Origin of the sequence: Nocardioides sp., from assembly GCF_035547795.1 — a bacterium.
Lineage (GTDB): Bacteria > Actinomycetota > Actinomycetes > Propionibacteriales > Nocardioidaceae > Nocardioides.
Map to the genome: position 1 here is coordinate 1 of NZ_DASZUF010000188.1, position 10,970 is coordinate 10,970.

Here is a 10,970-nt window from a genome sequence, read left to right on the forward strand (position 1 = left end):
GGACTCTGCGGAGTCCGCGCCGCTCGGCGCATTTCTCGGATGCAACCTCCCAGGTGGGTACCGGCGTGACGTAGTTGTCGCAGCGACGGAGGTATGACGATGAACCTGTTCCGCACGCTTCTCGGCGCCGCGCTGGTCGGCGGCGTCCTGGTCGCCCTGCCGGCCACGACCGCGCCGGCCCAGGCGAGTGCGCCCGAGTGCGGCCCTCACGACCTGGGCGTGAGCTTCAAGACCCGGGGCGCGGCCGCCGGGAGTCTCTTCGGCGTCCTGCGCTATCGGAACGTCTCCACGCATGCATGCCGCACCGGCGGTTACGGCGGTCTCTCCTTCGTCGGCCACCACGACGGTCGCCAGATCGGTGCCGCGGCGGTGCGCGCGCCCGGGACGCCGGTACGCTCCTTCGTGCTCAAGCCCGGGCAGCGGGCGGTGAGCAAGGTGCAGATCGCGCAGACCGCCAACTACGACAAGTCGCTGTGCCGGCCCAAGCGGGTCGACGGCTTCCGGGTCTACGTGCCCGACGCCTACGTCAGCCTCTTCGTGCCCTATCAGACACGGGCGTGCTCGCGGAAGGTGATCAAGTCGTTCAGCCCTCAGCTGAGCCACCAGGCGCTGAAGAAGAAGGGCTGACGAGCGAGGCCGAACCACGAGCTTGCTCATTGGTTCGTGCCGAGCGAGGAGGACCCGCCGCCGAAGGCGGCAGGCTGACGCCCAGGTAGCCTTCGGCGCATGAGCGCCGTTCCCAGTTCGACCGACGTACTGGTCGTCGGCGCCGGCCCGGCGGGCTCCGCCGCGGCGGCCTGGTTGGCCCGGTCCGGCACCGACGTGGTGCTCGCCGACGCGGCCGTCTTCCCGCGGGACAAGACCTGCGGCGACGGGTTGACGCCGCGCGCGATCGCCGAGCTGAGCCGGCTCGGGCTCGAGGACTGGGTCCGCAGCCACACCGTCAACCACGGTCTGCGCGCGCACGGCTTCGGCCAGACGCTGGAGCTGCGCTGGCCCGGTGGGTCCCTGCCGGACTGGGGCTCGGCGGTGGCGCGCACCGAGCTCGACGACCACCTGCGGACCACCGCCATCAAGGCCGGGGCGACAGCGGTGGACGGGCTGCGCGCGGTCGACGTACGCCGGAGGAGCGGCGGACGCGTCGAGGCGGTCGTCTTCGGCGACGGCTCCCAGATCGCCTGTCGGCGGCTGGTGGTGGCCGACGGCGTCCGCTCGCCGCTGGGCAAGGTGCTGGGCCGGGAGTGGCACCGCGACACCGTGTACGGCGTGGCCGGACGGTCCTACGTGGCCTCCGAGCGCAGCGACGACCCGTGGATCAGCTCCCATCTGGAGCTGCGCGACGCGTCCGGGACGGTGCTGTCGGGCTACGGCTGGGTCTTCCCGCTCGGCACCGGCGAGGTCAACCTCGGCGCCGGCACCCTGGCGACCGCGAAGCGGCCCGCGGATGCCGCGATCAAACCGCTGATGCGGCTCTACGCCGCGTCGATCCGCGCGGACTTCGGCCTTGGTGGCGAGCTGCGCGCTCAGGCGTCGGCGCTGCTGCCGATGGGCGGCGCCGTCTCCGGCGTGGCCGGCCCGAACTGGGCGCTGATCGGCGATGCCGCCGGCTGCGTCAACCCACTCAACGGCGAGGGCATCGACTACGGCCTCGAGACCGGCCGGCTGGTGGCCGAGCTGATCGCCGCCGACGGCGACCTCGCCACCGCCTGGCCGGCGCTGCTGCGCGAGCACTACGGCGAGGCGTTCTCCATCGCCCGCCGGCTCGCCGGGATCGTCACCGTGCCCCGGCTGCTGGCCACCGCCGGGCCGGTGGGCATGCGCTCGGACCGGCTGATGACGCTGGCCCTGCGCTGGATGGGCAACCTCGTCACCGACGAGGACCGCGACCGGGCCGCTCGGGTGTGGCGCTGGGCGGGTCGTCGTTCGATCGCGCTCGATCACCGCCCGCCGTTCTCGTGAGCGGGGCGTCATGAGCCGCGGAGGTCGCCGGCTGCCGCGCCGGCAACGGGTGGCGGCCTATGCGGTCATCCTGCGCGGCGAGGACATCCTGCTCAGCCGGCTCTCGCCGATGGTCACCAGCGACGAGGTCTGGAGCCTGCCCGGCGGCGGGCTCGACCACGGCGAGGACCCGCGTGCGGCGGTGGTGCGCGAGGTGCGCGAGGAGACCGGCCTGGAGGTCACGGTGGGCGAGACCGCCCGGGTCTTCAGCCACCACGGGCGACGCACCTGGCGCGGTCGGCAGGTCGACGCGCACGCCCTGCGCATCGTGTACGACGGCTGGGTCGCCGCCGACGCGCCCGCACCGCAGACCCAGGAGGTCGGCGGCACCACCTCCGAGGCCGCCTGGAAGCCGTTGGCCGGAGTGCTCGACGGCAGTGTGCCGACCGTCCCGCTGGTCCGGGATGCCCTGGCCGTGCACCGGGTGGAGCGGGTGCAGCGGGTGTCGGCGTACGCGCTGATCAGGCGCGGCGACCAGGTGTTGTTGACCCGCAACTCCGTGCACGGCCCGCATCCGGGGCAGTGGAGCCTGCCGGGCGGCGGCGTCGAATTCGGCGAGTCGCCGCGGGAGACGGTGGTGCGCGAGGTGCGTGAGGAGACCGGGCTGCAGTGCCGGCTGGGCGGGCTGCTCGCCGTCGACGACATCACGCTGACCGGCACCGCCCCCAGCGGTCGGCACGAGGAGTTCCACGGCATCCACCTGATCTTCGCCGCGACCGTGCCCGACGGCGCCGAGCCCTTCTCGACCGAGCTGGGCGGCACCACCGACGCGGCGGCCTGGGTCGGGCTGGCCGACATCGCGGCCGGCACGGTGCCGATCCGTGACGTGGTGCGCACGGCGCTCGCTAGGTTGGCCGGGTGAGCGAGACGGTCTTCACCTATGCCGCGCCGGCGTTGAAGTTCGGCGCGGGCGCCTCCGACGAGATCGGCCACGACCTGGGTAGGTACGGCGCACGCCGGGCGCTGCTGGTCACCGACGCCGGTGTCGCCGCCACCGGCCACCCGGCCCGGATCGCCGAGCAGCTGGGCGCGGCCGGGATCGAGGTGACGACGTACGACGGCGTGCACGTCGAGCCGACCGACGCGTCCTTCGAGGAGGCGGTGTCCTTCGCCCGTGCCGCCGGGCCGTTCGACGCCATCGTGGCGGTGGGCGGCGGGTCCTCGATCGACACCGCGAAGGCGATCAACCTGCTGACCACCAATCCCGGTGAGCTGATGGACTACGTCAACGCGCCGGTGGGACGCGCCCTGGCGCCGATCAACGCGTTGCTGCCGCTGGTGGCGGTGCCGACCACCACCGGCACCGGCGCGGAGTCGACCACGGTGTGCGTCCTGGACGTGCTCGCCCTCCAGGTCAAGACCGGCATCTCCCACGCCGCGCTGCGTCCCACCCTGGCGGTGGTCGATCCGCGGCTGACGATCACCCAGCCGGCGATGGTGACCGCGAGCGCGGGGATGGACATCCTCTGCCACGCGCTGGAGTCCTACACCGCCCGGCCCTACACCGACTTCGAGCGCAAGCGGCCCGAGCAGCGGGTGCCCTACTGCGGTGCCAACCCGGTCGCCGACATGTGGTCCGAGCGGGCGCTGGGCCTGCTGGCCAGCTCGTTCCGGCGAGCGGTGGCGCACGGTGAGGACGCACCAGCGCGCGAGCAGATGGCGATGGCAGCCACCTTCGCCGGGCTCGGCTTCGGCAATGCCGGCGTGCACATCCCGCACGCCAACGCCTACCCGATCGCCGGACGGGTTCGCGACTACACGCCGCCGGGCTACCCCGAGGGACACGCGATGGTGCCGCACGGCATGTCGGTGGCGCTGACGGCGGCCGAGGCGTTCCGCTTCACGTACGACGCCGCACCGCAGCGGCACCTGGCCGCGGCCAGACTGCTCGACCCGACGGCCACCGGAGGCGGCCCCGACGTACTGCCGCAGGTGCTGGCCGGCCTGATGCGCGACATCGGCATCCCGGCCGGGCTGGCCGAGGTCGGCTACACCGAGGCCGACGTCGACGATCTGGTCGAGGGCGCGCTCAAGCAGGAGCGGTTGCTCTCCATCGCGCCGAAGCGTCCCACCGGCGAGGACCTCGCGGCGATCTTCCGCCGCTCGATGGGAGACTAGGGATGTGACAGTCACCGCCGCTGACCTCGCCTCCGAGCTGCGGGCGAGGGGCCTGACCGACGTCGACGACTCCACCCTCGCCAAGGCGCTCTACTCCTCCGACGCCTCGCTCTACCGGGTCATCCCCCAGGCGGTGGTCAAGGCGCGTCACGTCGAGGAGCTGCTGGCCGTGCACGAGGCCTCTCGCGCGCTGGGCGTGCCCATCACGCTGCGCGGGGCGGGTACGTCGATCGCCGGCAACGCGGTCGGTCCCGGCATCGTGGTCGACACCCGGGCGCTGAACCGGGTGCTGGAGATCGACCCGGAGGCCCGCACCGCGCGGGTGGAGCCCGGCGTGGTGCACGCCGACCTGCAGCGCGCGGCGGCGCCGTACGGACTGCGCTTCGGGCCGGACCCGTCCACGCACCCGCGCTGCACCATCGGCGGGATGATCGGCAACAACGCCTGCGGCTCGCGGGCGCTCGGCTACGGCCGCACCGTCGACAACGTCGAGGCGATGCGGGTGATCTTCGGGAACGGCGAGGTCACCGACCTCGGCGTCGACTCGGCGACCGGCACGCGGCTGGCCGCGATCGGGGACGCCAACCTGGGGACGATCCGCACCGAGTTCGGCCGGTTCGGCAGGCAGGTGAGCGGCTACAGCCTGGAGCACCTGCTGCCGGAGCGGCGCCGGATCGACCGGTTTCTGGTCGGCACCGAGGGCAGCCTGGCCACGGTGCTGGAGGCAACCGTCCGGCTGGTCGCCGACGAGCAGGACCGGCTGATGCTGGTGCTCGGCTACCCGACCATGGCCGAGGCCGCCGACGCGGTGCCGGCCCTGCTCGCCGCGGCGCCCGGGCGGCTGATCGCGTGCGAGGGCCTCGACGCCCGCATCGTCGAGCTGGTCCGGGCCAAGGGCGGCAAGGTGCCCGACCTGCCCCGGGGTGGCGGCTGGCTGTTCGCCGAGGTCGCCGGCGCGGACGCCCGCGAGATCACCGACCGGCTGGCGGCGGCCAGCGGGGCGCTGGAGACCCGGCTGGTGCTCGACGTGCGCGAGTCGAGCGCGCTGTGGCGCATCCGCGAGGACGGCGCCGGGCTCGCCGGGCGCTCACTGCCCACCCCCGCCTACAGCGGCTGGGAGGACGCCGCCGTACCGCCGGAGCATCTGGGCGGCTGGCTGCGCGACTTCGAGGAGATCCTGGCCGGGCATGGGCTGGGTGGCGTGCCCTACGGCCACTTCGGCGACGGTTGCGTCCACTGCCGCATCGACTTCCCGTTCGAGCCCGGCGACGCCCGGGGCGCACAGGTGTTCCGCGAGTTCATGACCGCCTGCGCGGTCAAGCTGCGCGAGTACCACGGCACGCTCTCGGGCGAGCACGGCGACGGCCGGGTCCGCGGCGAGCTGCTGCGGTTCATGTACGACGAGGACGCGCTCGACCTGTTCCGCCAGGTCAAGGCGGTCTGTGACCCCGACGACCTGATGAACCCGGGCATCATCACGGCGCCCGACGGGGGGCCGGCATCGATCACCGACGACCTGCGACCGGTGCGCCCGCGCAGCCGGCCGCGGGCCGGCCTGCGGCTGGTGCACGACGACGGCGACCTGGGCGCGGCGGTGCACCGCTGCACCGGCGTGGGCAAGTGCGTCGCGCCACGCACCACCGGCGTGATGTGCCCCTCCTACCTGGCCACCAAGGACGAGAAGGACTCCACCCGCGGCCGCGCCCGGGTGCTGCAGGAGGCGCTCGACGGCGCCCTGGTGCAGGGCCTGGCCGACCCCGCAGTGGGCGAGGCGCTCGACCTGTGCCTGGCCTGCAAGGGCTGCTCCAGCGACTGCCCGAGCGGCGTCGACATGGCGACGTACAAGTCCGAGGCGCTCTACCAGAAGCACACCGTGCACGGGGTACGGCGGCCCCGCTCGCACCTCTTCCTCGGTCGGCTGCCCCGGTGGGCGCGGCTGGCGGCGCCGGTCGCGTTCCTGATCAACGTGCTGCTCAAGGTGCCGCCGTTCGCCGCGCTGGCCAAGGCGATCGCCGGTATCGACGGCCGTCGCTCGGTGCCGCGCTTCGCCAACCGGACGCTGCGGCGCTCGGCGCCGACCGGGTCCTCGACCGAGACGCCGGACGTGTGGATCTGGGCCGACTCGTTCACCGACCACTTCTTCCCCGGCTCCGGGCTGGCGGCGATCCGCTATCTGGAGGCGCAGGGGCTGCGGGTGCGGGTGATCGAGGACGACGCCTGCTGCGGCCTGACCTGGATCACCACCGGCCAGCTCGACCGGGCCAAGGCGATCGTGGAGCGCACCGTGCACACGCTGGCGCCCTACATCGCCTCCGGCGTGCCGGTCGTCGGCCTGGAGCCGTCGTGCACCGCCACCCTGCGCGGTGATGCGCTGGAGCTGACCGCGGCGCCCCAGGCCCAGGCGGTGGCCGAGGGGCTGCTCACCTTCGCCGAGCTGGTCACCAGGCTGGAGCTGCCGCTGCCGGACCTGAGCGGCGTCGAGGTCGTCGCCCAGCCACACTGCCACCAGAGCGCGGTGCTGGGCTGGGAGGCCGACCAGCGCCTGCTCGAACGCGCCGGTGCCGTCGTGACCAAGGTGGCCGGCTGCTGCGGCCTGGCCGGCAACTTCGGGGTCGAGCAGGGCCACTACGAGGTCAGCGTCGCGGTCGCCGAGACCCATCTGCTGCCCGCAGTGCGGTCGCAGCCGCAGGCCGTCGTACTCGCCGACGGGATGTCGTGCCGGGTGCAGCTCGACGACCTCGCGGACGTGCCGACGATGCACCTCGCGGAGCTCTTCGCCTCGCGCCTGTGAGCCGCCGCCCTCCCAAACTGTCACCGTGATAGTTCGCGCCCGAGTGACACTTTGCAACTGTCACCCTCGGCGCAAACTGTCACGGTGATACTTTGCCTGGGGGCGGTATCGCGTGGTGTCACGCGATACCATGCTGACATGGCGATGACACTTCGACTCACCGAGGAGCAGGCGGCGGCGCTGCGCGCGACGGCCGAGCGCGAGGGCCGATCGATCCACGAGACGGTCGTGATCGCGATCGAGGAGTACGTCTCCAAGCGGACGAAGAAGCGGGATGCGCTGATCGCGCGAGTCACCGAGGAGCGAGGCGACCTGCTCAAGCGCCTGGGTTCGGTGTGACTGAATACCTGCGCCTGGAGGACCTGCTGGCGATCGAGCAGGAGATGGGCTCGCCGGGCATCCGTGACGTCGGGCTGTTGGACTCGGCGGTCGCCAGGTCCGGGGCGACGGTCTTCGGCGAGGAGGCATACCCTTCGCTGGCGCTCAAGATCGCGGCGCTGGTGCACTCCGTCGTGACCAACCACGCGCTGGTGGACGGCAACAAGCGGATGGGCGCCTACGTCCTGTTCGTCTTCCCGGGCATGAATGACCACGAGCTCGTGGCCACGGACGACGAGGCCTTCGACTTCATCATGGCGATCGCCGATGGCACCCTGCGCGAGGTCGGGCCGATCGCGGCGTGGATCGAACCGCGGCTGACTGTCCCGCGCTGATGTGAGACCCCGGAGCACCCGCTCCTAGACTGGAACGGTGAACCCCCGTCACCGCCGCCTGATCATCCCCGCGGCGCTGGTGATCCTGCTGCTCGTCGTGCTGATCACCCAGCTGGTGAGGGGATGACCGCGGCGCCCACGACGGTCAGCGAGCCGCTGCTGCGGGCGCTGAACCGGATGCGATCGCTGCTGCTCGACCCGGACCAGCTGGTCCGGGCGGTGGCGAGCGGCCGGCAGAAGGGCACCCAGCCGCGCTGGCGCCGGGTGGAGCTGCGCTACGTCGACCTCAAGTCGGGGACCCACCTGCAGATCACCGCGTACGACGCGACCCAGGCCTTCACCTCCAACCACCCGGTCTCGACAAGCTCGACCGACGAGGCGGCGAGTGCGCTCGACGAGCTGCTGGACGAGCCGTTCGCGAGCTGGCACGTGGAGACCCGCACGGAGTCCCACGAGCTGCTGGTCACCAAGCCGCTGACCGCCCGGGTGCGTACCGCGCCGCGCGCCGAGCCGGTCGAGGTCGAGCGCAGCCACGACCAGGCCAAGGAGCGACTGCTGCCCGAGGGCGACCCGGTCTTCGTGGCGCTCGGCATCGCCGACCGGGACGGTCGGATCAAGCCCAGCCGACAGGCGAAGTACCGGCAGGTCGAGGAGTTTCTGCGCCAGCTCGACGCCGCGATCGGCGAGGCCCGGACCAAGGGGCGGCTGCGTGCGCCGACGCCGGAGGAGCCGCTGCGGATCGTCGACCTCGGCTGCGGCAACGGCTACCTGACCTTCGCCGCCCAGCGCTACCTCACCACGGTGCGCGAGCTGCCGGTGGTCGTCACCGGGGTCGACGTCAAGGAGCAGTCGGCGCGGCACAACAACGAGGTGGCGCGGCAGCTGGGCATCGACGCCGAGTTCCGGGTCGGCACCATCGACGGCGTCGAGCTGCCCGAGCCGCCGGACGTCGTGCTGGCGCTGCACGCCTGCGACACCGCCACCGACGACGCGCTCGCCCGCGCCATCGGCTGGCAGGCCCCGCTGGTGCTGGCCGCGCCGTGCTGCCACCACGACATCGCCGCGCAGCTGCGCAGGGCGCCGACACCCTCGCCGTACGCGATGCTGACGCGGCACGGGATCCTGCGCGAACGCCTGGCGGACACGCTGACCGACGCGCTGCGGGCGACCCTGCTGCGACTGTCGGGCTACCGCGTCGACGTCGTGCAGTTCGTGGAGAGCCAGCACACTCCACGCAACACGCTGCTGCGGGCGGTGCGTGCCGGCGGTGCGGTTAAGGGCGGCAGCGTGAAGAAGGAGTACGACGACCTGGTCGCCACCTGGGGCATCCGGCCCAAGCTCGGCGAGCTGCTGGGGCTGTGATCGTGATCGCCCGGGCGCTGGCGGCGCTGAGCGCGGTGCCGTTCCTGCTCGGGGCGGCGGTCGCGCCGGCCAGCCACGAGAACGTCGTCTTCTCCTTCCGGGACAGCGCGATCGACGAGGCCTCGGCGCTGGTGGTGCTACCGGACGGGTTGTTCGTGACCACCAACGACAGCGGCGACACCGGCCGGGTCTTCACCGTCGACAAGCAGGGCCGGACGGTCGGCGTGACGCACTGGGAGCAGTCACCGCGCGACGTTGAGGCGCTGGCGACGGCACCCGGCCGCGACCGGGTCTGGGTCGGCGACATCGGGGACAACTCCGCGTCCCGGCCGCACATCCAGGTCGCCGAGATCCCGGTCGGTCGGGGAGACCGGAGCGTGCATCCCACGGTCTACACCCTGGTCTACCCCGACGGCGCGCACGACGCCGAGACGCTGCTGTGCGACCCCGCGACCGGTCGGCTCTACGTCGCCACCAAGGGCTGGTTCGGCGGCACCGTGTACGCCGCCCCCGCCCACCTGCGTGCCGGCGTCGACAACCGGCTGACCGCGGTGGGTCACGTGCTGCCGATCGCCACCGACGGGGCGTTCCTGCCGGGCGGGCGGGAGATCGTGGTGCGCGGCTACTTCAGCGCCGCCACCTACACCTGGCCGGGGCTGGACCACATCGCCACCTTCCGGCTGCCCTCGCAGCCGCAGGGCGAGGGGATCGGCGTGGCCGTCGACGGCACCGCCTACCTGTCGAGCGAGGGACTGCACTCCAAGGTGCTGCGCTTCCGGCTGCCCGCGAAGGCGACGCCGCTGCCGCCGACCGCCGACACCGCCGCGTCCATCGCGCCCGACGACCACACCGACGACCACACCGAGCGGGAGTGGTGGCCGTGGGTGCTGGGCGGCGTGATCGTGGCCGGGGCGATCGGTGTGCTGGTCAGGTCATTGCGACCGCGCTGAGCGGGTACAGCGCGGGGCATGGTCCGGCTGCGTCGTACGTCCCCCGACCAGCCCGGCTGGACGCGCCACCGGGCCGGTCGCGGCTTCGTCTATCTCAACGAGGCGGGCGAGCGGCTCGGGCCCGAGGAGGTGGCTCGGATCAAGGCGCTGGTGATCCCGCCCGCCTGGGAGGACGTGTGGATCACGCCGTACGCCAACGGCCATCTGCAGGCCGTCGGCACCGACGCGGCTGGCCGGCGGCAGTACCTCTACCACCCCGACTGGCGCACCCGTCGGGACGCGGAGAAGTTCGACCGGGTGCTCGAGTTCGGCCGAGCGCTGGGCGGTGCCCGCCGCCAGGTCCTGGCCGACCTGGCGCGGGAGGGGATGCCGCTGGAGCGCGCGTGCGCGCTCGCCGTACGCCTGCTCGACCTGGGCTACTTCCGCATCGGCAACGACGTGTACGCCGACGAGCACGGCAGCTTCGGGCTGACCACGCTGCAGCGCCGACACGTACGACGGGTGCAGGACCGGCTGGTCTTCGCGTTCACCGGCAAGTCCGGGGTCGACCACCGGGTCGAGATCGACGACGCCATGGTCGGCGAGGCGCTGGACGTGATGCGGCGTCGGCGCGGGGGTGAGGAGTTGCTGGCCTACCGGGAGGGCCGTCAGTGGCGGGCGATGCTGCCGCAGCTGGTCAACGACTACGTGCGCGCGGTGACCGGCGTCGACGCCACCGCCAAGGACTTCCGCACCTGGCACGCCACCGTGCTCGCCGCGACCGCGCTGGCCGAGGCGCCGCCGGCCACCTCGAGGACGGCCCGTCGGCGGGTGGTGACGGCGGTGATGCGGGAGGTGGCGGAGTTCCTGGGCAACACGGCCGCGCTGGCCCGCCGGTCCTACGTCGACCCGCGCGTGGTCGGCGCCTACGAGGAGGGCCGCACCATCGCGACGGTCGCCGGGCGCACCTACCCGACGCCGGACGAGCGGCAGATCGCCCTGGAGCGGGCCACCCTGCGGCTGATCACTCACTGATGCATCGCCCGGCGACCAGGCCGG

10 protein-coding genes are annotated in these 10,970 nt (G+C 72.9%); all 10 read left to right on the forward strand.

Annotated elements, in window-relative coordinates; genetic code table 11:
* Window positions 1-93: 93 nt before the first annotated feature.
* The 10 genes from VHA72_RS13940 to VHA72_RS13985 all read left to right on the forward strand — a co-directional run bounded on the left by VHA72_RS13940 (window position 94) and on the right by VHA72_RS13985 (window position 10,946).
* Window positions 94-627, forward strand: a complete 534-nt coding sequence (locus VHA72_RS13940) for a DUF4232 domain-containing protein (RefSeq protein WP_325576214.1) — start codon at window positions 94-96, stop codon at window positions 625-627.
* A 99-nt stretch (window positions 628-726) separates the two neighbouring features.
* Window positions 727-1,959, forward strand: coding sequence for a geranylgeranyl reductase family protein (locus VHA72_RS13945; protein WP_325576216.1), 1,233 nt, complete (start codon window positions 727-729; stop codon window positions 1,957-1,959).
* 10 nt (window positions 1,960-1,969) lie between these two features.
* The gene (locus VHA72_RS13950; protein WP_325576218.1) at window positions 1,970-2,860 is read left to right on the forward strand and encodes an NUDIX domain-containing protein; all 891 of its coding nucleotides are present in this window, start codon (window positions 1,970-1,972) and stop codon (window positions 2,858-2,860) included.
* Window positions 2,857-4,116, forward strand: a complete 1,260-nt coding sequence (locus VHA72_RS13955; protein WP_325576220.1) for a hydroxyacid-oxoacid transhydrogenase — start codon at window positions 2,857-2,859, stop codon at window positions 4,114-4,116. Before VHA72_RS13950 ends, VHA72_RS13955 begins: the two co-directional genes overlap by 4 nt.
* Before the next feature lie 4 nt (window positions 4,117-4,120).
* Window positions 4,121-6,907, forward strand: a complete 2,787-nt coding sequence (locus tag VHA72_RS13960) for an FAD-binding and (Fe-S)-binding domain-containing protein (protein WP_325576222.1) — start codon at window positions 4,121-4,123, stop codon at window positions 6,905-6,907.
* 138 nt (window positions 6,908-7,045) lie between these two features.
* Window positions 7,046-7,246, forward strand: a complete 201-nt coding sequence (locus VHA72_RS13965; protein WP_325576224.1) for a DNA-binding protein — start codon at window positions 7,046-7,048, stop codon at window positions 7,244-7,246.
* Window positions 7,243-7,620 carry a type II toxin-antitoxin system death-on-curing family toxin gene (locus tag VHA72_RS13970; protein WP_325576226.1) on the forward strand — a complete coding sequence of 126 codons (378 nt, stop codon included), beginning with the start codon at window positions 7,243-7,245 and terminating at the stop codon, window positions 7,618-7,620. Before VHA72_RS13965 ends, VHA72_RS13970 begins: the two co-directional genes overlap by 4 nt.
* 123 nt (window positions 7,621-7,743) lie before the next feature.
* Window positions 7,744-8,982, forward strand: coding sequence for a class I SAM-dependent methyltransferase (locus VHA72_RS13975; RefSeq protein ID WP_325576228.1), 1,239 nt, complete (start codon window positions 7,744-7,746; stop codon window positions 8,980-8,982).
* Window positions 8,979-9,932, forward strand: a complete 954-nt coding sequence (locus VHA72_RS13980; RefSeq protein ID WP_325576230.1) for a YjiK family protein — start codon at window positions 8,979-8,981, stop codon at window positions 9,930-9,932. Before VHA72_RS13975 ends, VHA72_RS13980 begins: the two co-directional genes overlap by 4 nt.
* An 18-nt stretch (window positions 9,933-9,950) precedes the next feature.
* Window positions 9,951-10,946, forward strand: a complete 996-nt coding sequence (locus VHA72_RS13985; protein WP_325576232.1) for a DNA topoisomerase IB — start codon at window positions 9,951-9,953, stop codon at window positions 10,944-10,946.
* Window positions 10,947-10,970 lie beyond the last annotated feature (24 nt).

Excerpts from the sequence above, each read along its gene's own strand:
- VHA72_RS13945 (WP_325576216.1), top strand. The coding sequence starts at position 727 with ATGAGCGCCGTTCCCAGTTCGACCGACGTACTGGTCGTCGGCGCCGGC.
- VHA72_RS13985 (WP_325576232.1), top strand. The coding sequence starts at position 9,951 with ATGGTCCGGCTGCGTCGTACGTCCCCCGACCAGCCCGGCTGGACGCGC.
- VHA72_RS13965 (WP_325576224.1), top strand. The coding sequence starts at position 7,046 with ATGGCGATGACACTTCGACTCACCGAGGAGCAGGCGGCGGCGCTGCGC.
- VHA72_RS13950 (WP_325576218.1), top strand. The coding sequence starts at position 1,970 with ATGAGCCGCGGAGGTCGCCGGCTGCCGCGCCGGCAACGGGTGGCGGCC.
- VHA72_RS13975 (WP_325576228.1), top strand. The coding sequence starts at position 7,744 with ATGACCGCGGCGCCCACGACGGTCAGCGAGCCGCTGCTGCGGGCGCTG.
- VHA72_RS13940 (WP_325576214.1), top strand. The coding sequence starts at position 94 with ATGACGATGAACCTGTTCCGCACGCTTCTCGGCGCCGCGCTGGTCGGC.